The organism is Daejeonella sp. AP26, from assembly GCF_056680515.1.
Genome location: NZ_CM155286.1, coordinates 2,763,635 through 2,787,512, shown reverse-complemented (window position 1 = coordinate 2,787,512; position 23,878 = coordinate 2,763,635). Strand labels below are relative to the sequence as shown.

Sequence of the window (23,878 nt, the reverse complement as noted above, 5' to 3'; positions counted from 1 at the left end):
TAATAATTAAGTCATAATTACAAAAGATTTATGAAAAGTAATCCCATGGTCAAGGACGTTTCGCAATACGTATTTAATTTATTTAAAGAGAAACTGTCGCCAGATTATGTGTACCACACTTACACGCATACATTAGATACGGTAAAAGCATGCAAAAAGCTTTCCAGTTCATATAATTTAACGAGCCGTGACTATGAAATATTAATGCTTGCAGCATGGTTTCACGACGCAGGTTATACTGAAACGTATGTGGATCATGAGGAAGCTAGTGTACGAATCATGAGGGCGTACCTCGAAGGAAATTATCCGGATGCAGATATAGCAGAGATTGAGTCACTTATTCTTGCCACTAAACATGGTGTTAAGCCGGATGGATCCTTACAGGAGATCATACAGGATGCCGATTATATTAATATTGGAACTAAAAAGTTCAACCACCGGGCAGATCTGCTGCGAATAGAGTGGGAGCGTATTATTCAGAAAAAATATACTGAGAAGGAATGGGCACATGCTCAGTTGCAGTTCCTTATTGAAACTACTTTTAAAACTGAAGAAGCTATATCCACTTACAACGAACAGCGAGAGATTAACATACGTAAGCAGCGAGTGAAAGTGGAGAAGCTTATGGAAAAGGAAACCAGTGGCAGCGAGGAAGTTTCAGAAAAGCCAAAGAAGGAGGGCAGAGGAATTGAAACGCTGTATCGTTCCGTCTACGATTATCATATTAACCTTACGTCGATAGCAGATAATAAGGCTAACATTATGATCAGCATTAACACGATCATTATCTCATTGGTGATAACTCTTTTTGGAACCGGATTTACATTCTCCACCGGAGATGAGGTAGGAAGTATTCGTTTTGTGTTTCCTATGGCTTTTCTATTACTAACAAGTTTGCTTGCTGTGGTATTTGCAATCTTGTCTGCAAGGCCAAATGTTACTACAAAGGAGAAATATGAACTCACGAAAAAAGAAAGCAGCATCTTGTTTTTCGGAAACTTCGCACAACTTGGAATTAAAGAGTTTGTAGATCAGCTTAAGCTATTGAAAGCTGATAAGGAGGAGTTATACGATAATATGTCGGTTGATATTTACCACCTGGGGAGTGTTTTAGTCAAAAAGTACCGTTTTTTAAGTTGGTCATACAATATTTTCATGGGTGGTATGATCACTTGCGCTGTCGGTTTTATCGTTATTATGATATTTTCGTACTAGCCTTTAAACCACTCATAAGTTCAATATCACCCATAAAAGGCATTTCATCCAGCGTTATATATCGGTAAGGAACCTCGCCTATATAATCGTATTCTTCAAAGCCGGAGTGTAGTTCTTCCCAATGGAACCATTGCTCGAGTTTTTGCCTGTTCTTTACTTTAGCCAGGTATTTTTCCGTGAGGAGAATATAATTTAGTTCATTGATATTGTTTTTCAGGAGCTTATGGGCTATAATCACGTCTTCACCTAATAGTTTAATGCGCCCCTTAATATTGGCCAGGCTAATATTACCGTGATGGATTATTATTTTAAGTCCTAGCTGGTTGTCGGCTAGATACTTATTAAAATTATCCGGATCGTTTCGTTGAAGATTATCCAGGAAATCAGAAAATGTTTTGTAGAGATGTTTACACTGATCTGCAACACGGTTAACAGAAGGTAGTCGGCCAGTTTTATAAAAGAAGATTGCATCTCCTTCTATTTCTCCAACATTCATATTAATAATGTTGGCTTCAATTAACTTACGAAGAAGAGCGGGGATAACTTCTTTAGTAAAATGGATGTCTGATGTAGCAATAAACTTTGTAAAACCAGTTATATCAGGCACACAAAAGAACACGGGTGTTAGGCCGTCTTTATTCTTCATATTCAATTTCAAATTTCCCTAATCTAAATACATAAAAGGTGTTTGCCAAAATATAGTTTTGATATTCAGTTTTTATGCTGTAAAAATGTTAAATCTATTTATAATAATTAAAGTGCCAGCTAGTTGCTATACTAGTTACCATCAGGATATACTATTTGAGCCAATTAGGCAAATCAGCTCTCCATGCTGCATAAATTTTATTTGCCGCGGAAGAAAGCACCTAAATGCTGGATAGATAGATGCTGATCTTTGCAGTTTTTTAAATATTAGTCCAACTTTCCTTTAATGCGGTAAAAAATGTTAAATTGAGGATTAATAAAAAAGCCCCTATTAGGGGCTTTAGTAGCGGGGAGCAGGATCGAACTGCCGACCTCAGGGTTATGAATCCTGCGCTCTAACCATCTGAGCTACCCCGCCAAATACTTACTTTTTTAAAGAGAGTTGCAAATATAGCGGAATTTACTTTTCTTTAGAAACAAATGTTAAAAATTTGCTCAAAGAAATGAAATCATCCCTAATGTTAGAAAAGAAGAAGTTTAATCTGGAATACGAAGTTAATTCGTCGCCTAAGATATTATTCGGTTTCTTGAATGAGCCCAATGGCTTAGCGCAATGGTTCGCAGACGATGTGACCTATCGTGACCAGGTATATACTTTTACATGGGATGGAGAACAACAAAAAGCCAAATTGCTTTCTATCAAGGAAAACAAACTGGTTAAATTCAAATGGCTTGATGATGAACCTCATTGCTATTTCGAAATGGAGATTCTTCAGGATGAACTAACTAACGATGTTGCTCTTTCAATCACGGACTTCGCTACAGAAGATACCATCCAGGACCGCAGCCTTATCTGGGACAATCAAATACAATATTTAATCAGCGTATTGGGTGCTTAGGGTTTAATTTCCCTATTTTTGTATGTGAAAAAAGTTTACCTCTTGGTCTTAAAGGCCTTTCTACGGCCTTTTATAGTAACCTTTTTCATAGTCATGTTCATTTTGTTGATGCTATTTTTATTCAAATACATCGATGATCTGATAGGTAAAGGCTTTGAATGGTACGTTATTCTCGAGCTATTACTATATGCTTCAGCTACAAACGTAGCTATGGCCCTGCCGCTCGCTATTCTTCTCTCCTCCATCATGACCTTTGGCAGCCTTGGTGAAAACTATGAGCTAGTCGCTATTAAGTCTGCCGGTATCTCCCTGCAGCGTGCTATGATGCCTCTGGTAGTGGTTATCAGCATGATAAGCGTGGCCGCTTTTTTATTCTCAGACTACATGTTGCCAGTTGCCAATTTAAAGATGGGCTCACTGTTATATGATGTAAGAAATCAGAAGGCCTCCTTTTTAATTGACGAAGGGGTTTTTAATAATAGCATTACCGGATATTCTATGCGTGTTAAGAAAAAGGGGGATGACGGTCAAACCCTGCACGATATTATTATCTACGACCACAATACCAATAGTAGTGGAAATACGAATGTACTGGTTGCCAAAGAAGGCCGGATGTTTAGAACAGATGATGACCAGACCCTGGTGTTGAAATTGAAGCATGGTAAACGTTATGAAGAAAGTCAGGGAGATGCCAAAACCTATGATCCGAGGGAACGTTTAACTCGGTTTAAATTTGAAGAGACTGAACAGAAGTTTGATCTTTCTACCTTTAAGATGCAGCGAACTGATGAAAACTTATTCAAATCGAATTATGCAATGCTTAACCTAAGGCAGTTAGCAGTATACCGTGACTCCTTTAAAGTTAAAATTGACAGCAACAGTAAAACAGTTTATAAGACTATAAAGGGCTACTACAATCCTCCGGCAACGGTCAATCCGAATAGTTCCTCGCGAAAGAATTATGCTCCGCTGAAGCCTTACAATAGTGTTCTAGAGTTGTTTTCACCCAGTAGCAGAATGACAGCTGTTCAAAATGCCAGGAGCCAGATTAATTCATTGAGGGATGTGTTAAATGAGAAAGAAACATTTAATAAAGATACATATAGCCGGGTACGCGGGTTTTTGATCGAATATCACAAAAAGTTTACCCTTTCGATTTCCTGCCTGTTATTATTCTTTGTCGGGGCTCCTTTAGGCGCAATCATCCGGCGGGGAGGGCTGGGCCTGCCTGTGGTTATGTCTGTGTTATTTTTCCTTGTGTATCATATTATCTCAACTGTAGGCGAAAAGTCAGTTAAGCAGGGATCGCTGGATCCTGCACTGGGTATATGGATGTCTATCATAGTACTGACTCCTCTCGCCATATTTTTAACTTACAAAGCGACTGTTGATTCAGCGCTTTTCGATCTTGACTTTTATAAACAGTGGTTCAAGAAGCTGCTTCCGGCCAGGAGTGAAGGTAAAGATAAGGCTGCTTCGCCTAAAACGTCCGCCGTTACTGAAATTTCCTGACGCCTTTCTGAATGATTCAAATGCAGTACCAAACAAAATAGTTAACTTTGTGAGCTTACTTTAAGCGAATTATATGGTTGTTTCGCTGCGGTAATACTTCCGATGAAGCAACAGTAACCCTGCCGTATACCGGTTTCAATAAAATGCATTCCTGAATATGTTTAATTCTATAGAAGAAGCCATTGCTGACATAAAAGCAGGCAAAATTATTATTGTAGTAGATGATGAGGATAGAGAAAATGAAGGTGACTTCCTCACCGCTGCACAAAATGCCACTCCCGAAATAATAAACTTTATGGCCCGTCATGGACGTGGTTTAATTTGCGCTCCACTTACTGAAGAGCGTTGTGACGAATTACGTCTTGAGCTGATGGTTGGCAACAACACAGCCACTCATGAAACAAATTTTACGGTTTCTGTAGATCTCATCGGTCATGGTTGTACTACGGGAATCTCCGCTTCTGATCGGTCCAAAACAATTCTGGCTCTATGTGATCCTGAAACTAAAGCTGAAGAGCTTGGCCGCCCTGGCCATATTTTCCCATTGCGTGCTAAAAAGGGTGGTGTTTTACGCAGGGCCGGGCATACCGAAGCGGCAGTGGATTTGGCCAGACTTGCAGGTTTTGAACCCGCAGGAGTAATAGTTGAGATTATGAATGAAGACGGGGAGATGGCCCGTTTACCGGATTTGATGATCATCGCCAAGCAGTTTGATCTGAAAATTATCTCCATTGAAGACCTAATCTCTTACCGATTAAGTACTGAGACCTTAATTAAAAAGGAAGTATCCGTAAAGCTTCCTACCGATTTCGGAGACTTTGAAATGGTGGCTTATACACAACTGAACACTGGCGATCAGCATCTGGCGCTTGTAAAGGGCAGTTGGGAACCGGACGAGCCGGTTTTAGTGCGGGTACACAGTTCATGCATTACCGGGGATATTTTCGGCTCCTGTCGTTGTGATTGCGGCCCCCAGTTACATAAGGCTATGCAAATGATTGAGGAAGCAGGTAAAGGCATTATAATTTACATGAATCAGGAAGGCCGGGGCATTGGTTTGATTAATAAACTACATGCATACAACCTTCAGGAAAACGGCTTGGATACGGTAGATGCGAACTTACAGCTCGGATTTAAAATGGACTTGCGCGACTATGGGGTAGGTGCCCAGATGCTCAGAAACCTGGGAGTTAAGAAAATGCTTCTGATGTCGAATAATCCCACTAAAAGGGCAGGCTTAATCGGTTATGGATTAGAAGTGGCCGGTAATATTCCAATAGAGATTGAATCAAATCAACATAATGAGCTTTACCTCAAAACTAAACGCGATAAGATGGGGCACACCATCATGAAAAATAGCTAATCGGTTATTTTTCTTCCGTTTCGGTTGGCTTTGGTTTAACCGCTTGTGTAGGAGAACTTTTAGAGTTCTCCTTTTTTTTGCGCTCCTCTTTCCGGTTTCGGCTAATCAGCATTCTTAGGAATTCGCCCATGTTATCAAATTCCTGCCGGTAAACAAGTCCCAGTGCACTTACGTATTCATCCCCAGTTGTTAACGTAAGGAAGTTTCTGTTATTTAATTTATTGGATGCACGCAACACCAAACTCCCGTCTTTATTAATTAGGTATAGAGCTTCTACGTCACGAGCAACAGACGAACCGATCACGTCAAACTCATCTACCCCGCTCCGCCTGTCGGTTACGCCACCGGTTACGACTAGCCGTCCGTCCAGCAATCTGAATGAAGCACTAGCTTCATTTAAAGACCGTATATTGAAATCAACAAAATTCAGGTTCAAGCTTTGCGTCAACACCGTGTTGAAATTGTTAAATAGTAATTCTGTACCGGCACTTAACACAGTGGATGTCGCAAAGTCCAGGTTAGCACCAGATCCTTCAGCAAAGCTTCTTCTTACAATAAGACTCAACGCCTGCTGGTTGGTGTTATCCACATTACTCAAATAGCTTTGCAGCTCATCTTTAACACGTGTGTCATCAGGGAAATTCAGGTTAAAGGAGATAGAGGGACGAAGAAGAGAGCCACTTAGGTTCATTACCGCCTCTGCCAGCGCTCGTTGATCAATAGGCGGCCTGCCCGCAGCTATGTAGAGCGGTTTTAAACTGGTACGAACCTGGTAAACCGCACTTAAATTCAGCGCCGCTTCAGTCGGGTTTCCCGTCCATCGGATAGAGCCGCCTTGATTCAATTCAAATATTTTGTTGATAAAATCCTGCGCAGTAAAGGCAAACTCTCCTTCAGAGATCTGAAAATCACCAAACATCTCAAAGTCTCCCAAACTTGAAATTCTCATGTCCAGGTTCGTATTGCCGCGCCCTGTTAATTTCCCCAGATCAGTGAAAATATTTACCTCGGTTTTCTCATCCACCCGAAGTTCGAAGTTCATGGTTAAACCATTAAAAGAAGTGGTTTTTTCTACTCTAAGGGCAGTGTCTTTGGCAACAAAAGTTATAAAATCATTCTCCCCCACAGTCTCAGATGAATTCAATGGGATATTAAATACGGTGCCTTCTTCAGTGCTTGCATCGATATTAATTCTCATGTTGTCGGTCGGACCGTTAAACCTAAAAACACCGGTGCCGTAAGCTAGTCCATAATATAATGGATTATCTCTTGCCGTGGTATTCAGGGCCATGAAGTTTCTAGCCACCACGGTAATCTGAATGTCGGGATTATTAGGTGTTCTCATATCCACCGTACCGTTAGCTATAGCCTCATTGTTCCTGATATCCTTAAGAATCAGGTTTGATAATCTGATAACACTATTTTCGACGGTCACTTTATCATTAATGAGATAAGGTGTTTTAAGGTAGTTGACGGTCATGCCGGCATCTGTAAGCTCCAGCTCGCCGTTAATCCTCGGGCTGGTTAACTGACCCGTCACCTTCAAATCAGCCGATACACGGCCCTTTAAATTAGATACTAATTTTCTTAAGAAAGGCTGAAAAATGATGACTTCATTATCCTTCATCCTTACATCCATATCCAAATTTTCCTTCTCACTATTGGCGTTGTAGGTACCCAGGATATCAAGAGTTTTTTGTCCCTGGTTCATGATATCCATCTTCACATTGATCAGCTTTGTTACGTTGTCAAGACCGGCAGCGAGAGTAAGATCACCAATTGGAATATTGTTAAAATTAAGTGTGTCAATGGTTAAGGCCGCTTCAACGCTTGGCGACTTTCCAAAAGCGGATACTTTGGCATCGCCATTTAGTTCGCCGCGCAGGTTAACTCCTAAGGGAACAGTAAGGGGATTGAAAGTGGTTAGCTTAAATTTTTCAAACCCAATTAATAGTTCATCTTTAGGATCTTTAGAAATTATGCCATTAATTGTGAGCAGCTGGTTATCTCTGAAAAGCTCAAAATTGTTTACCAGTAGTTTACCGTTTTCAAATCCAAACCTGACTTGTTCCTGGATTCTCCAGATCTCCCGGTTAATGATCACATCGGATGGCAGTAAACTTAAGGTTGCTGCTGAGTCTGCGTTGTTGCGGAATTCAATCAAGCCGTTTAAATCGAGTTGATTGACAGCATCTTTGTCAGAAAGTTTGACGTTAAGATTTAGGCTATCATTTTTTAGAATATTAGCGATGTTAATGTTCTGGATGTACAAGCTATCGGTGACGTCAATACGGTCTGAAGTGATAAAAACACTAAGTGCCTTCGCTGTAGTGGTCTGGTCAAAAATGAAGTTATTTATCTTGACCTTGTTGTAAGTGATCAGTGGGGCGAAACCGTTGAGGTTTGCAATGTTTTGGGTTGAATTGAACAAACCGGTAAAACTGGCACCGTCAGGAATTTTCACCGCTGGAAGAAACAACAGGCTGATTGGCTCAAAATATTTTAGCTGCAGGCTAAATTCAAAGTTCTGAGGCCCGGGCTTGACATAGCTGATTGCCAGGGAAGGAATATAAGTCTTAGCGACAGATTTAAAGTAGGACGGAAGCGTGTTCAGGTCATACTCTCCCTTTATGCTCGCGTCCAAAATATCCGAATTAATTTTCAACTCACGACTTTTGCCGATTCCAATTGCCGAAAGGGCTAGCGAATCAACAACAAATGAATATTCAGAATTAGTCAAACGGATACTCCGGATATCAAAATTCCCCTGGATGTTATCGAGGTTATTACCCGTAAAGTTCGTGTTGAAGTCAGCATCAATTTGCACGGTATCTTTTACTAGGTGCAGGGCATGTAAGTTAGCGCCCCTCAGCACTGCATTGAAATTAAACACAGGCAACTTCGGATTAAAATTCACCCCGCCGTCAAATTCAAGTTTTATATTCCGGTCGTTGACATTGACTCGCCCATCAAAGAGATTATTGATCAGGCTTCCGTTAACTTTAATATTGGTGTAGCGATATCCTTTAAAATCAAAATAATTTATATCGCCTTTAATCTTCTCGTTTAAATTCTTTAAGGTGAAGCCTTTTCCAGAAACGTTAGCGACAAGCGTAGTTCGGCCAAGTGTATTTTGATTGAGCAATTCCCCCAGGTTGAAGTCATACGCTTTAACCAGACCGCTGTAAGTCGGAACTCCCTTTGCCGGAATCTTCATTTGCATATCGGAAATAACTCGTCCCATTGCAGTCTTAAATTCCCCGTAAGCAATGAAGTTATTTGTGAAACCCGTAAAGCGGCCCTTAAAATTGATATTACCGAACTTCTGAAGGATCGGAGGGGTTAAAATCTTCTTTTTACCCGTTGCCTGCGCAATAATATAATCGACATCCTTCTTGTTGGTAGATACCTGAGTGAAATCCAGGTCAAGCAAGGTTTGGCTAAAATTTGGCAGTCCCTTGATGTTGAAATTCCCCTTCAGGTAAGTCGCTTTCCCCGCACGTACAGCAAGCTGCCTCGCCTTCAGGTTATTTACATAGCCGCTTAAATTACCGTCCGCCCTGATATCCAAATTTGAGTTCTGTATGTTGGGGACGAAATATGCGATGTCGGGAGAGTATATCCGTGCATTTACCAGGTGTGCTTTTATATAAACCTTGCTGATAAATTGACCGAAATCCTTAAACCCACCATACTTCAATAATAAGTAATCAGATACTCGCGTGTTAGACGTTTCCAACAACAGATTCTTAAATTCCATCTGATTTGTATCGATGGTCGCCTGAGTATTTAAGTTCTTCAGATAGAAGCCACTTTTTTCACGAAAACTCACATTGCGGAAATCTGCAGCGACTAGATGCTTTTTTGTATCTAAACCAATAATAGTCGCATTTAAACTTCTCAGACCAACATCGTTAAAATTAATTCCCTTTATAACAGTATCCACATTGAAGTTTTTATATTTCAAAGCGATGTTATTCAATACTATTTTTTGAAACGTGACATTGTAGGCTTTACGCGGTTTTTTCTTTGGCGTGGTGGTGCCGGTATCGAAGTAATTGATAATAAATTCAAGGTTGGTCGTTGTATCCTTGTACTGCTTCAGATAGAATTTACCATTATCCATCTGAGCAGTATTAATGTCGATTACTCTTTCTTTAAGGGAGAAATAATCAATATCGACGGTAAATTTCGGGGAATAGATCAGGGTATCTTTTTCCAGATCTTCAATATACAAGCCTTCCAGAACGAGTGACTTAAAAGGCTTTATATACAGACTCTCTACTTCAACTCTCGTTTTTAGCTCATTGGAAAGGTATTTTGCTGCTTTTTTAGCGACATAAGTTTGCACCGGCTTAAATTGAAGCGAGAAAATAAAGGCCGCAAGTAACAAAAGTACAGTGGCCAAAACCCACAAGCTTATTTTAAGTAGTTTTTTGATAGTTTTGTGCTTTAAATCAACAACAAACAAATAATCATCATTCAGTTTTGGCTATAATCCTCGGCATAGAATCTTCCTGCGATGACACCTCTTCGGCGATATGTATCAACGGAAAAATTTATTCAAATGTTATTGCCAACCAGGTAGTGCACCAACATTACGGAGGCGTAGTACCCGAACTCGCTTCAAGAGTACACCAGCAGAATATAATACCGGCTGTTCATGAATCAATTTCGATCGCTAAAATACACAAAAATGAGATTGATGCGGTAGCTTTTACCCGCGGTCCTGGCTTGTTAGGTTCACTTTTAGTTGGTACCTCCTTCGCCAAGGCTTTTGCATTGGCAAATAACCTGCCATTAATTGAAGTTAACCATATGCAGGCGCATATTTTAGCCCATTTTATTGATGAAAGGAAGCCCAATTTTCCGTTCTTATGCTTAACCGTATCAGGTGGGCACACTCAGATTGTTTTAGTTAAAGATTACTTCGAGATGGAAGTAATTGGTCAGACCTTAGATGACGCCGCCGGAGAAGCTTTTGACAAAACTGCAAAAATTCTTGGACTGCCTTATCCGGGAGGACCCCTGATCGACCGCTATGCTCAAACCGGAAATCCTGATGCTTTTAAATTTCCGGAGCCCCAAATCGCTGATCTTGATTTCAGCTTTAGTGGCCTGAAGACTTCCATTCTGTATTTTGTGAGAGACCGGCTCAAAGAAGACAGCGAATTCATAAACCGAAACATGGCAGATATCTGTGCATCGGTTCAGCAAAGGATTGTGACTATCCTGATCAATAAGTTAAAGAAAGCAGCCCAACTCCATCACATCAAAGACGTAGCTATTGCAGGAGGCGTATCTGCTAATTCCGGATTGCGCAATGCCCTGCAGCGAGCCGCAGATGAAAACAACTGGAACATTTTCATCCCTGAATTTCAGTACTGCACCGATAACGCCGCAATGATTGCCATTGCCGGTTACTATAAATTTTTGAAAAAGGATTTTGCAAGCCAGGATATTGCTCCATTATCCCGCATGCCTTTTTAAAAATTAATAAAGTAAAAATTCCTTTATTTCATTAATGTTTTCTGCTGCAGCAGGCGATTACATACCACCTTATTTACACCGTAAATTCTGCTTTAAAAAGGCTTTCTTGACTTGTGAATAACCATGTGATAACAGTATGCAAACAGTATGATAACAGTATCATCCTAAGATCAAAATATAGTTATCTTATGGTTAGCACCCTGCTAGTCTATTGTTATCCTGCTCTTAGGTATTAGCCGGTTTTGATCGCAGATTTTTTTAGTCACTTCTTTAGACTCTAAAGTTAATGTTGGGAGCGAGACAAGTAGCCATGCATCGGATGTATCTGGCAAAAAAAAGAGACCGCCTTTTTTGAAGACGGTCTCTTTAATATGTAATAAGTTGTAATCGTTTATACCTTTTCTTCTAATAGATCGCCGGTTACTATTGCTCTGATTTTTGCTTCCAATTCGTCCATCAGATCAGGATTGTCTAAAAGGATCTGTTTTACTCCGTCGCGCCCCTGGCCTAACTTGGTATCACCGTAACTGAACCATGAGCCGGATTTCTTAATGATCTCATACTCTACACCTAAGTCGATGATTTCGCCAGCTTTGGATATTCCTTGTCCGAACATAATATCAAACTCGGCAATGCGGAAAGGCGGTGCTACTTTGTTTTTTACGATTTTTACTTTAACGCGGTTACCTGAAACTTCATCAGATTCTTTGATCTGGGAAATACGACGGATATCAAGACGAACGGACGCATAGAATTTTAATGCGTTACCACCCGTTGTGGTCTCAGGGTTACCGAACATAACGCCGATTTTTTCACGGAGCTGATTGATAAAAATACAGCAACATCCGGTTTTGGATATAGTGCCGGTAAGCTTACGTAAAGCCTGTGACATCAAACGAGCCTGAAGTCCCATTTTAGAATCTCCCATCTCACCTTCAATCTCTGCCTTTGGTACAAGGGCAGCAACGGAGTCGATAACAATTATGTCAATTGCTCCGGACCGGATCAGGTTATCGGCGATTTCAAGTGCCTGCTCACCGTTATCGGGTTGAGAGATGAGTAAATTCTCAACATCAACACCCAATTTCTTTGCATAGTATTTATCAAAAGCATGTTCAGCATCGATAAAAGCCGCAATTCCACCTTTTTTCTGAGCTTCTGCAATAGCATGAATGGCGAGTGTGGTTTTACCTGAAGATTCCGGCCCGTAAATTTCAATAACACGTCCCTTCGGCAAACCACCAATACCTAACGCGATATCAAGACCAAGTGAACCGGTTGAGATACATTCGATCGCTTCAATAGCTGTATCTCCTAATTTCATTATTGTGCCTTTACCGTATGATTTCTCAAGTTTATCAAGCGTTAACTGTAGGGCTTTTAATTTATCTGTATTGCTCATTATTTTAGTTTAATTACGTTCTTTCTAATGGGAAGGCTTCAAAAATACTAATTTTTTTATCATTTATTAATTGTATTTTTTCACCTTATGAAGTTATTAATAAATTTACCATTAATGGGGCTTTATTCCGGTACTTCCATCTTCTTTAGGGCCGTTATTAATTCTTTTCGACTTTTACTCTCCTGAAGGATACGTGCCTTTCTTCTTTTCTCAGCATCGATCCTTTTGACGCCAGAAATAGTCTGAAGTTGCTCGTAATAACGGCAAAAGTTGGTCAGGGGGCATATATTGCATTTCGGACTACGGGCGACGCAGATATAGCGTCCGTGTAAAATAAGCCAGTGATGTGCAATGTAGATCATGTCCTGGGGAAGATGGGCCACCAGTTGTTTTTCAACCGCAAGTGGCGTAGTGGCATTACGCGTTAAACCGATTCGGTTGGCCACCCTGAAAACATGCGTATCCACAGCCATGGCAGGGGCATTGTAAATAACGGAGGCTATTACATTCGCCGTTTTACGGCCCACGCCGGGGAGCTTTTGAAGCTCGTCTATATCAGAGGGTATTTCACCATTAAAGTCCTTTACCAGCATGCGTGCCATTCCTGCAAGGTGTTTCGCTTTATTGTTCGGATAACTTACACTTCTGATGAGCTCAAAAATTTCCTCCTGGGTTCCCAGTGAAAGACTGAAAACATCAGGGAACCGGTCAAAAAATTTTGGTGTGATCTGATTAATCCTTTTATCGGTGCATTGAGCTGAGAGAATTACAGCTACCAGTAATTGATAGGGATTTGAATATACGAGTTCAGTCTCAGCTTCGGGCTGATGAGTGGAGAAATAGTCGACAAAAGCTTTATAACGGTCCTTCTTAAGCATTAGGCAAAAATAGCTTAAAGGCTGACCATTTTGAATCGAAAGCGTTATAAAATCTAAAATCCCTCATTCTGAGGAATTTTAGATTCGAATTCTTTATAAAGTTTTGGAGTACAGCAGGATTCTATTGATCACCGACGGTTTTGGTGATACTTCTAGTTTAGTCAGGTCTTTTTTGATACAATCATAAAAGGCAAGCTCTTCTTCGCCAAGTTCATTAGCGACTTCGCCCGGTGTAACCATTTCTTTAGATAAAGAGTTAGTTCTTTTTGTAGAGGTTTTAATCATAAGCATTTCGAGTAGTAAATTATATTATTAATAATTAAAATCAAAACGCTTTTGTTTTCACAATATTTTAATACTGCGAAACTTTATTTAAAAAAGCCCTTCTTTTAATTTTTTAAACTTAACTCTTTACTCATTATCATCTTACGCAGATTATTTAAGGCGTACCTCATGCGTCCTAAGGCAGTGTTAATGCTTACTCCGGTAATATCTGCTATTTCTTTAAAACTCAATTCACCGTAGTGGCGCATTATTAAAACTTCTTTCTGCTCTGACGGCAAAAGATGTATCAAACCTTTCAAATCACTATGTGTCTGTTCGCGGACCATTCTATCTTCCATGCTCTCTTCATTGAATTGAAGCACTTCAAAGATGTCAAATCCGTCAACATTAGTCACAACAGGCGTCCGCTTTTCGCGTCGGAAGTAATCAATTACCAAATTATGGGCAATACGCATGACCCAAGGTAAGAACTTACCTTCTTCATTGTATTTTCCGGCTTTGAGTGTATTGATCACTTTTATAAAAGTGTCTTGAAAGATATCCTCTGCTAAATATGTGTCTTTCACCAGCAGATATATGGATGTGTATATTTTGGATTTATAGCGGCGAATCAATTCTTCCAGGCACGACTCTTGTCCCAAAATATATTGATGGATCAGATCCTGATCGCTCTCCAGTTGCATTTTCATAGTACTCATACTTTAAATTTCCCCTAAATTTATAAGTGTTCTATGTAGAGTTTTTGCTATAGTTAATCTCCTGTAATTAAGGTGTATATTTTCTAATTCGCCTCAAAAGAACCAAAATTTTTCCCCATTTCAAAGAAAATTTCTTAAATCATCGATATAAGATCATATAGGCGTATTTTTGTAAAACCAAGTTACAACAATTATTTTTAAAACGATTTTTCAGCAAGTTTACATTTGATACATGGGTAAGGAAGAGGAGAAAGATCCCCGAAAATATATAATAATCAAAGGTGCGAGGGTTCACAATCTTAAAAATATTGACGTTGCGATCCCCAAAAACAAGTTAGTAGTTATTACCGGCATGTCCGGCTCAGGTAAATCATCACTTGCTTTTGATACCCTTTATGCCGAGGGACAACGTCGGTATGTAGAGAGCCTTTCATCATATGCACGCCAATTCATGGGGCGAATGAATAAGCCTGATGTTGACTATATTAAGGGTATAGCGCCGGCTATTGCCATCGAACAAAAGGTGATCACCAGCAATCCGCGATCAACGGTGGGCACCTCTACCGAAATTTACGATTACCTGAAGCTTCTGTTTTCCAGGATCGGTAAAACGTATTCGCCGGTTTCCGGTAAGGAAGTTAAGAAAGATACTGTAACGGATGTTGTCAACTTTATCTCGGGGCTTCCGGAAGAATCGACGGTGACTGTTCTCTGTCCGTTGTATCCACATAATAACCGTTCCTTAAAAGAGGAGCTTGCTGTGCTTTTACAAAAAGGATTTACCAGGGTGCAAATTGATGGGGCTTTGTCTAAAATTGAAGATGTGCTCGAAGATCAATCCATCATCAGTCAAAAACTGGAGGATGAGACCAAAGTGAAAATTGTTATTGATCGCATAGTGGTCGCCAATGATGATGAAACTCTAAGCAGAGTCGCAGATTCGGTTCAAACCGCATTTTTTGAAGGCAAGGGCGATTGTTTGCTTGAAGAAAGTGGAACTGTACATCTGTTTTGCGACCGCTTTGAGCTTGACGGTATTCGTTTTGAAGAACCTAATGCGAACTTTTTCAGTTTCAATAATCCCTATGGTGCCTGCAAACTTTGTGAAGGTTATGGCAAGATCATAGGTATAGATGAGGATCTGGTTATACCGGATAAGAGCAAATCGGTTTACGACGGGGCAATTGCTCCGTGGCGAGGTGAAAAGATGCGAGAGTGGCTCGATAAGTTGGTGAGGAGTGCCTTGAAGTTTGATTTTCCAATTCATCGTTCCTATAATCAACTAACCCCGGAACAGAAAAAGTTGCTTTGGACCGGAAACAAATATTTTGGAGGTCTTAACGAGTTCTTTAAAGAACTGGAAACTCAAACATATAAGATACAATATCGGGTAATGTTGTCGCGCTATCGCGGGAAAACAACCTGTCCGGAGTGTATGGGAAGTCGCCTGCGCAAGGATGCCTCGTATGTTAAGATTGCGGAGAAGTCTATTACTGATATTGTGTTGATGCCGCTGGATAAAGCGCTGCAGTTCTTTATCAACTTAGAGTTAGACGGTGTTCAGCAAAAGATCAGCAAGCGTTTATTACTTGAGATAAATAATAGGATACAATTCCTTAATGATGTGGGCTTAAGTTATTTAACGCTTAACCGATTATCAAATACTCTTTCAGGCGGTGAATCGCAACGGATAAATTTGGCCACATCGTTGGGCAGTTCACTGGTAGGTTCTATATATGTGCTTGATGAGCCTAGTATTGGCCTGCATCCCCGTGATACTCATAGACTGATTGGCGTTTTAAAATCATTGCGTGATGTGGGAAATACGGTTATTGTGGTTGAACATGAGGAAGAGATCATGCATGCTGCTGATCATATTATCGATATCGGACCGGAGGCAGGTACGCATGGGGGTAATTTGGTATTTACGGGGACCTTTAATGAAATACTACTTGATAAGAACAGCTTAACAGGTCGTTACCTTAGTGGAGAAACTAACATTGATATACCATCGCAGCGTCGAAAATGGAACGATTTCATTGAGATCCGCGGTGCCAGAGAAAATAACCTGAAAGACGTTAATGTCAAATTTCCGTTAAATGTGTTAACCGTGGTTACGGGCGTTTCCGGATCAGGTAAAACATCGTTAGTGAAACGTATTTTACAGCCTGCTGTTCAGAAAGCGATCGGTAATTATTCGGGTGAACAGACAGGTTCATATGATAGTATTGATGGTGATTTCAATAAGATCGAACAGGTAGAGATTGTAGATCAGAATCCCATTGGTCGCTCATCTCGTTCAAATCCGGTAACGTATGTTAAGGCGTGGGATGAGATCCGGAATCTTTATGCTGGTCAGGGCTTAGCAAAATCCACAGGTTTAAAACCAGCTGCGTTTTCTTTCAATGTAGAAGGCGGACGTTGCGATGTTTGCCAGGGCGAGGGAGAGGTTAAAATTGAGATGCAGTTTATGGCGGATATTTTTCTGCCGTGCGAAGCCTGTAACGGAAAGAGGTTTAAGCAGCATGTTTTAGATATTACCTACCGGGACAAAAATGTGTCGGAAGTGTTGGAGATGACCATTGATGAAGCTTTGGAGTTCTTTGAATCTGAACCGAAGATCATTAGCAAGCTACAGCCTTTGGTTGACGTTGGGTTAGGTTATGTGCATTTAGGCCAATCTTCAAATACTCTTTCAGGAGGCGAGGCACAGCGGATTAAACTGGCATCATTCCTTATTAAAGGAAATAACAGCAATAAAACTCTTTTCATTTTCGATGAGCCAACAACAGGACTCCATTTCCATGATATTAAGAAACTGCTAAAATCATTTAATGCATTAATAGAGCAGGGAAACACTATCATTGTTATCGAACACAATATGGACGTGATAAAAAGTGCGGACTGGGTTATTGATATTGGGCCGGAAGGCGGCGATAAGGGTGGAATGATTGTTTTTGAGGGAACCCCGGAGAGTCTGGTAGACGAATCGAATTCTTATACCGGTAAATTTTTGAGTCAACGAATACAAGTGTGATATTAGCTGACGCAGCGTTGAAAAAAACTCATAGAGGGGGGAAACAAATACTGCGTGCGCGCAACCAATGTAGACGTATTAGATTAGATCACTTAAAGGATATTAAAAGAAAATGCTTTCGAAAAAGACGCGTTATGCAATTAGGGCTCTTGTTATTATGGGCAAGAACTTTGGCCAGGAACCGATGCAAATATCCCGGATAGCGTCTGAGGGGAGTATTCCTAAAAAATTTCTAGAGCAGATCCTGCTTGACCTCCGCAATGCGGGACTGCTATACAGCAAAAAAGGAGCGGGCGGCGGCTATAAATTGGTTAAAGATCCCAAAGAAATTTTCCTGGTCCAGGTACTTCGTATAACGGGCGGACCAATAGCACTCTTACCCTGTGTAAGTCTGAACTTTTACCAGCGATGTGAAGAATGTATAGACGAGGGCAGCTGTGGAATCAGAGATGTGTTTGCAGACGTTAGAGATGCTTCATTAAAAATTCTCGCGGAAACGAGTATTGCAGATGTGATTGCGCGTGAAAACGCTCTTTTAAGCTCTGAAAAGGGCATTTAGTTTTTTTTTGAAAATAATGACTACTACTTCTATATACATTCTCTATATTTGAACCGTGAATTTTAGCAAACCATATCTGATCTGTCTGAACATGCAAATGTGTTGCAATATTATGCACCCAATACATTGAAGAAGACGTTGATAGATTACAAGTAATAAATCGAAGCCTCTTCAGCCCCCAAGCAGAAGAGGCTTCTTATTGAACAGACCATGCAGAGTTTTAGAACAGAGTTAGAAAATCCTATTGTCCAGAAGGATATCATTGATCTCGAACGAAAGATCAGGTTATTTCGTGAAGGCAAAATTCATGATGATAAGTTTAGAAGCCTGAGACTGGCCCGTGGAATTTACGGGCAGCGACAGCCGGGCGTTCAGATGATCCGTATTAAGCTTCCTTTCGGAAAAGTGACTTTTAAGCAATTGCTGAAGATTGCCGATATTTCTGATGAGTATGCTAGCAGAAATCTGCATTTAACCACCAGGCAGGATATCCAGATCCACTATGTTAGTTTGGATAGGACGCCGGAACTCTGGGAAAAGCTTGAGGAGGATGATGTTACTATCCGTGAGGCTTGCGGCAACACCGTGAGAAATGTAACGGCATCCCCAACGGCGGGAATTGATCCGGCTGAGCCCTTTGATGTATCTCCATATGCTCATGCTACCTTCGAATATTTCCTGCGCAATCCAATTTGTCAGGAGATGGGTCGCAAGTTTAAGATCGCTTTTTCATCCAGTGACGCAGATACTGCTTTCGCTTTTATTCATGATCTTGGTTTCATTCCAAAGGTCAAAATAGAAAACGGAATAGAAGTCAGAGGCTTTAAAGTTCTTTTAGGTGGTAGTTTGGGCGCTCAGCCTTACCTGGCTAATGCGGTTTATGAGTTCTTGCATGAAGATGAAATAATCCCATACATCGAAACAGTTCTTCGGGTTTTTGATCGCTATGGCGAACGTACCAACCGGAACAAAGCGCGTTTGAAGTTCTTGATACAAAAGATAGGGCTTGATGAAGTACTTCGATTGATTGAGGAAGAGCGGACTGCTGTTAAAGCAAAAAAGGTTTCAATTAATCGTGATTCAATCCAATTACCTGAAATTCCAATAGCTAACAGTTCACCGATTCCCGAAATTACCGATCCATTGCATTATGAGAAATGGCTGGCAACTAACGTCTTTGAGCAAAAGCAAACAGGTTTTTACGGCGTTTTTGTCAAAGTAACCACAGGTGACATTCCAACCGAGAAGGCCAGAAGGTTTGTTAATGCAATTAAAGACCTGGTTGCCGATGAAATCCGCATAACCCAAAATCAGGGTCTGCTGTTAAAGTTTGTCCGTAAAGAATCCCTGCTGCCGTTATATGCAGGGCTGGCTTCTGTAGGAATGGCGGAAGTAGGCTTTGATAGTGTAGCCGACGTAACAACCTGCCCGGGTACCGATACGTGTAACCTGGGGATTTCAAATAGCACCGAACTTTCGCGCGTACTTGAGAACGTGATCTATGAAGAATATGAAGATCTTGTTTACAACAGCGATATCAAGATCAAGATCAGCGGTTGTATGAATTCATGCGGTCAGCATGGCCTGGCACACATTGGGTTTCATGGCAGTTCGTTAAAAGCAAATGGCATGGTGGTGCCGGCTGTCCAGGTACTATTGGGAGGCGGAACAGTAGGTAATGGCGTTGGTCGTGCAGCTGAAAAGATCGTTAAAGTACCTTCTAAGAGAGCGACCATCGTTCTGCGCGTGGTTCTGGACGATTATCATGACAACAGTACTGCAGGCGAACTTTTCAACGATTATTACGATCGCAGGGGTAAAGATTATTTCTATCAGCTTTTGAAACCAATAGCGGATCCAGCTACCCTTAGTGATTCTGATTATGTGGATTGGGGACATGAAGAAGTGTTTAAAACTGCGATTGGAGTCGGTGAGTGTGCCGGGGTGATGATTGACCTTGTGGCAACCTTACTACTTGAAACAGAAGAGAAACTCGAATGGGCAATCGAATCGTTCGCCAACAAAGCTTACGCTGATTCGATCTATCATACATACAATGTTTTTGTAAATGCCGCTAAGGCTTTGCTTCTCGACAAAGGAGTAGCCAGCAGCACGCAATCCGGTGTCATCCGTGATTTCGAAGAGATCTATAGAGATAACAATTTTTCTGCTGATCAAAGCACTTTTTCAGACCTTGTTTTGCAGATCAATAAAAACGAACCGGGAGAAGAATTTGCATCCGCTTACCTGGAAGCAGCAACAGATTTTATAACAAAAGTGAAAGCGGTTAGGGAGACGCTTATATCATTATGATACAAACAGCAATAAAGAATTCGGTTAAAGAACCGAAAATTACACTGGTAGGTGCAGGTCCGGGCGATGCGGATCTAATTACCCTGAAAGCTATTAAGGCACTTAAAACGGCGGACGTTGTCTTATATGATGCCCTTGTTAATGAAGAATTACTAGATTTCGCACCCCAAAATGCTACACGTGTTTTTGTCGGCAAGCGCTCTGGAGATCATTCTTATTCGCAGGATGCGGTTAATCGCTTAATGATTGATTACGCATTAAATTACGGCCATGTGGTTAGGCTAAAAGGCGGCGATCCATTTGTATTTGGTCGTGGCTTTGAAGAACTGGATTTTGCTGCTTCTTACAGTATCGCTGCGGAAGTTATTCCGGGGATCTCAAGCTCGATAGCTGTTCCAGGCTTGCAGGGCATTCCGGTTACGCATCGTGGCTTAAGTGAAAGCTTTTGGGTAGTTACTGGTACAACCGCTTCAGGAAGCATCTCGCAGGACCTATATGCGGCTGCCAAATCAAAGGCTACCGTTATTGTTTTGATGGGTATAAAGAGATTAGCAGAAATCGTAGAGATCTTCAAAAATGAAGGAAAGAATCGTTTGCCTGTTGCCGTGATACAAAACGGATCAATGGAAAATGAACGGGTAGCGATCGGTACGGTTGACACAATTGTTGATGCGGCTCATGACGAGCAAATAGACTCACCCGCTATTATTGTTTTTGGTGACGTTGTAGGGTTGCACCCGCTATTTCAACCGATTCGTGCATTTTATGAATTTGCCGAGTAACATAGCGGAAGGAACTGCAGAGATAGTGGAATCAGGAAATGAACTGTTTCCGGTGTTTCTGAAATTAAATCAGTTACATGTTTTGCTGGTGGGGGCCGGTAATGTTGGTCTGGAAAAGCTATCAGCTATCCTAAGCAACAGCCCGCAGACCAGGGTAACCGTCGTAGCAGAGAAGGTAACTCCGGAAGTCGTTCTTTATGCTAAGGGATTTCCGCAGGTTTTAATCCTCAATAAGGGTTTTGAAGAAGCCGATTTGGAAGGCAAAGATCTTGTTGTTGTTGCAACAGATCAACCGGTATTGAATGAAGCCATAAGAAAACTTGCAAGAGAGCGCCGTTTACTGATTAACGTTGCTGATAAGCCTGAACTTTGTGATTTCTATTTAGGATCAATTGTAAAAAAGGGTGACTTAAAACTGGGGATCTCAACAAACGGGAAATCACCAACTGTGGCAAAACGATTAAAGGAAGTTCTTCAAACAAATTTGCCTGACGAGCTTGATCAAACCTTGCAACAGATTAATAGATTGAGAGTTACACTGAACGGAGATTTTGCGCATAAAGTGAAGGAGTTGAATAAAGCAACAGCTATACTGGTTGCACCACGGGTGGAGCAGAGTTCCAGTAGAAAATTGCGGTGGCTAATCAGCGGGTTGGTTGCAGTGAGTGTTGCAGTTATCGTGCTGCTATACTGGAATAACGATCCGGCTTTCCGGAGCTATATTCAAAACATCCATCCCACCTTCTACTATTTCTTGATTGCGGGATTTATCTTCGCGATGATAGATGGAGCTATTGGTATGTCATACGGAGTCACTTCGACAACGTTTGCTTTATCCATGGGTATTCCGCCCGCTTCAGCAAGCACGGCAGTACATGTTTCAGAGATTCTGAGTAATGGCATTGCAGGCTGGATGCACTTCCGGATGAAGAATGTAAATATGCGGATGTTTTGGATGCTGGTAGTTCCCGGAATTATCGGAGCTGTAACAGGCGCCTACATATTATCTTCTTTAGAGCACTATAGTCATTTTACCAAGCCGGTCATCTCGCTGTACACGCTTATTTTGGGTGTTGTAATTCTAAAAAAGGCGCTAAAAGTAAACGGAAAGAGGGTTGTAAAAAGAATAAAGAAAATTATACCGTTGGGTTTTGGTGGCGGATTCATAGATGCAGTTGGCGGTGGCGGCTGGGGTTCTATAGTTCTGTCGACACTAATAGCTGGCGGTCGAAACGCTCGTTACGCTTTGGGAACAGTGAAGCTTTCACGGTTTTTTATTGCCTTAATGAGTTCTTTGACCTTCATAACAATGCTGAATGGAATCCATTGGGATGCATTATTAGGTCTTGTGATTGGAAGTGCTATTGCTTCTCCGATCGCCGCAAGGTTATCCAGCCGGATCTCAGTGAAGGTAATTATGGTGGCTGTAGGTATCATTGTAATCCTTGTTAGCTGTAAGAGTATTATCTCCACTATAATAGATATTATTTAAAAGCGGTATTTTTGCGCCGGGTTTGAGTATTGGCAGATTAAAGTGACCGACATCAAAGAAACAAAAAGCTCAGAAGAGGAAATATCACTTGATTTGCCAAACTCGATTTAGTGTTTAATAGTAATAGAAAATGAAGGAACAGTCAAAACTTATAAGAAACCAATCAACACGATCATCTAATCTTGAGCATTCAGTACCTCTATATCTAACCTCGAGCTTTGTATTTGATGATGCCGAGCATGGCCGTGCATTATTTGCCGAAGAAGTGGAAGGAAATGTTTATTCCAGATATTCTAATCCAAATACAGCAGAGTTCATCGATAAAATAGTGGAAATGGAAGGGGCAGAGGCCGGCCTTGCTTTTTCTTCAGGCATGGCTGCTGTTTTTGCTTCCATTGCAAGTTTGCTTCAAAGCGGAGACCATATTGTAGCCTTTCGGTCAGTATTTGGTTCTACTCACCAGCTGTTCACTAAATTACTACCCAGATGGGGAATAACCACGACTTATGTGGATGTTACCAAACCGGAAGACTTTGAAAAGGCACTTCGTCCGGAAACTAAAATGGTTTTTCTGGAGACACCATCTAATCCTGGATTAGAGCTGGTTGACCTGGAGTGGATTGGCCAAATGAAACAGAAGCATAATTTTATTCTGAACGTAGATAATTGTTTTGCAACACCATACCTTCAAAAGCCTATTCCTTATGGTGCTGATCTGGTAAGCCATTCAGCTACTAAATATTTTGATGGTCAGGGACGTGTGTTAGGTGGTATCGTGGTCGGCAGGGCTGATTTGATTAAAGAAATGATGTTCTTCATCCGGCATACAGGTCCGGCTTTATCTGCATTTAATGCCTGGACTATTTCAAAGAGCCTTGAAACTTTAACCTTGCGCATGGACAGGCATTGCAGTAGTGCATTAACGGTAGCTGAGATATTAGAGGAACATCCTGAAGTAGAGGAGGTGCGTTACCCATTTCTTCCCTCACATCCGCAGTTTGAGCTGGCTAAGCGGCAGATGAAACAAGGCGGCGGTGTAGTAACCTTTACAGTTAAAGGGGGATTTGAACGAGCTAAGCTTTTTATGGACGCTTTAAATATGATTTCGTTGACGTCAAATCTGGGTGATTCAAGATCAATTGCTACCCACCCGGCTTCAACTACTCATTCCAAATTGAATGATGAGGAGCGAGCTCAGATTGGAATTTATCCGGGTTCAATACGTATCTCGGTGGGACTCGAGGATGTTGATGATATCACAGAGGATTTAATAGCAGCGTTAGAGAGCTCTAAACACAATCAGTGATT

General features: G+C 41.1%; 17 protein-coding genes and 1 tRNA gene. 11 read left to right on the top strand and 7 right to left on the bottom strand.

Annotated elements, in window-relative coordinates:
* The first annotated feature begins 30 nt into the window (after positions 1-30).
* A complete protein-coding gene (locus AC1MCB_RS11915) occupies positions 31-1,215 on the top strand; it encodes a Pycsar system effector family protein (protein ID WP_479964942.1) in 1,185 nt (394 codons plus the stop codon).
* Here the strand turns inward: AC1MCB_RS11915 and AC1MCB_RS11910 are convergent.
* Together AC1MCB_RS11910 and AC1MCB_RS11905 are read right to left on the bottom strand one after the other, a co-directional pair.
* A complete protein-coding gene (locus AC1MCB_RS11910; RefSeq protein WP_479964941.1) occupies positions 1,196-1,861 on the bottom strand; it encodes a DUF2652 domain-containing protein in 666 nt (221 codons plus the stop codon). The genes AC1MCB_RS11915 and AC1MCB_RS11910 overlap by 20 nt on opposite strands.
* A gap of 343 nt (positions 1,862-2,204) precedes the next feature.
* A tRNA-Met gene (locus tag AC1MCB_RS11905) sits at positions 2,205-2,278 on the bottom strand.
* 100 nt (positions 2,279-2,378) lie between these two features.
* Between AC1MCB_RS11905 and AC1MCB_RS11900 the strand changes: the two genes are divergently transcribed.
* From AC1MCB_RS11900 to AC1MCB_RS11890, 3 genes are all read left to right on the top strand, one after another.
* Positions 2,379-2,759: an START-like domain-containing protein gene (locus AC1MCB_RS11900; protein ID WP_479968738.1), complete on the top strand. Its 381-nt coding sequence runs from the start codon at positions 2,379-2,381 to the stop codon at positions 2,757-2,759.
* Between the two features lie 24 nt (positions 2,760-2,783).
* Positions 2,784-4,271 (top strand): LptF/LptG family permease, encoded by a 1,488-nt coding sequence (locus AC1MCB_RS11895; protein ID WP_479964940.1) that lies wholly within the window; start codon positions 2,784-2,786, stop codon positions 4,269-4,271.
* A gap of 157 nt (positions 4,272-4,428) precedes the next feature.
* Entirely contained in the window at positions 4,429-5,634 is a 1,206-nt protein-coding gene (locus AC1MCB_RS11890; protein WP_479964939.1) for a bifunctional 3,4-dihydroxy-2-butanone-4-phosphate synthase/GTP cyclohydrolase II, read from the top strand.
* Positions 5,635-5,638: 4 nt separating this feature from the next.
* On the opposite strand, the gene AC1MCB_RS11885 is transcribed toward AC1MCB_RS11890, so the two are convergent.
* Positions 5,639-10,042: a translocation/assembly module TamB domain-containing protein gene (locus AC1MCB_RS11885; RefSeq protein WP_479964938.1), complete on the bottom strand. Its 4,404-nt coding sequence runs from the start codon at positions 10,040-10,042 to the stop codon at positions 5,639-5,641.
* A gap of 80 nt (positions 10,043-10,122) precedes the next feature.
* On the opposite strand from AC1MCB_RS11885, the gene tsaD reads away from it, so the two are divergent.
* Positions 10,123-11,124 carry a tRNA (adenosine(37)-N6)-threonylcarbamoyltransferase complex transferase subunit TsaD gene (gene tsaD / locus AC1MCB_RS11880; protein WP_479964937.1) on the top strand — a complete coding sequence of 334 codons (1,002 nt, stop codon included), beginning with the start codon at positions 10,123-10,125 and terminating at the stop codon, positions 11,122-11,124.
* Positions 11,125-11,515: 391 nt separating this feature from the next.
* Here the strand turns inward: tsaD and recA are convergent, their stop codons facing one another.
* From recA to AC1MCB_RS11860, 4 genes are all read right to left on the bottom strand, one after another.
* A complete protein-coding gene (gene recA, locus AC1MCB_RS11875) occupies positions 11,516-12,526 on the bottom strand; it encodes a recombinase RecA (RefSeq protein ID WP_479964936.1) in 1,011 nt (336 codons plus the stop codon).
* A gap of 122 nt (positions 12,527-12,648) precedes the next feature.
* Positions 12,649-13,404 (bottom strand): endonuclease III, encoded by a 756-nt coding sequence (nth, locus tag AC1MCB_RS11870; protein WP_479964935.1) that lies wholly within the window; start codon positions 13,402-13,404, stop codon positions 12,649-12,651.
* A gap of 93 nt (positions 13,405-13,497) precedes the next feature.
* The gene (locus AC1MCB_RS11865) at positions 13,498-13,689 is read right to left on the bottom strand and encodes a hypothetical protein (RefSeq protein WP_479964934.1); all 192 of its coding nucleotides are present in this window, start codon (positions 13,687-13,689) and stop codon (positions 13,498-13,500) included.
* 104 nt (positions 13,690-13,793) lie between these two features.
* A complete protein-coding gene (locus tag AC1MCB_RS11860) occupies positions 13,794-14,378 on the bottom strand; it encodes an RNA polymerase sigma factor (RefSeq protein ID WP_479968737.1) in 585 nt (194 codons plus the stop codon).
* Between the two features lie 241 nt (positions 14,379-14,619).
* Between AC1MCB_RS11860 and uvrA the strand changes: the two genes are divergently transcribed.
* From uvrA to AC1MCB_RS11830, 6 genes are all read left to right on the top strand, one after another.
* The gene (uvrA, locus tag AC1MCB_RS11855; RefSeq protein ID WP_479964933.1) at positions 14,620-17,424 is read left to right on the top strand and encodes an excinuclease ABC subunit UvrA; all 2,805 of its coding nucleotides are present in this window, start codon (positions 14,620-14,622) and stop codon (positions 17,422-17,424) included.
* Positions 17,425-17,536: 112 nt separating this feature from the next.
* On the top strand, positions 17,537-17,983 hold the full coding sequence (locus tag AC1MCB_RS11850) for an RrF2 family transcriptional regulator (protein WP_479964932.1): 447 nt from the start codon (positions 17,537-17,539) through the stop codon (positions 17,981-17,983).
* Positions 17,984-18,193: 210 nt separating this feature from the next.
* Positions 18,194-20,296 (top strand): HEPN domain-containing protein, encoded by a 2,103-nt coding sequence (locus AC1MCB_RS11845; protein WP_479964931.1) that lies wholly within the window; start codon positions 18,194-18,196, stop codon positions 20,294-20,296.
* Entirely contained in the window at positions 20,293-21,078 is a 786-nt protein-coding gene (gene cobA, locus AC1MCB_RS11840) for a uroporphyrinogen-III C-methyltransferase (RefSeq protein ID WP_479964930.1), read from the top strand. Before AC1MCB_RS11845 ends, cobA begins: the two co-directional genes overlap by 4 nt.
* Entirely contained in the window at positions 21,062-22,570 is a 1,509-nt protein-coding gene (locus AC1MCB_RS11835; RefSeq protein ID WP_479964929.1) for a TSUP family transporter, read from the top strand. The genes cobA and AC1MCB_RS11835 overlap by 17 nt, the downstream gene beginning before the upstream one ends.
* 130 nt (positions 22,571-22,700) lie before the next feature.
* Positions 22,701-23,876: a trans-sulfuration enzyme family protein gene (locus tag AC1MCB_RS11830; protein ID WP_479964928.1), complete on the top strand. Its 1,176-nt coding sequence runs from the start codon at positions 22,701-22,703 to the stop codon at positions 23,874-23,876.
* The last annotated feature ends 2 nt before the right edge of the window (positions 23,877-23,878 follow it).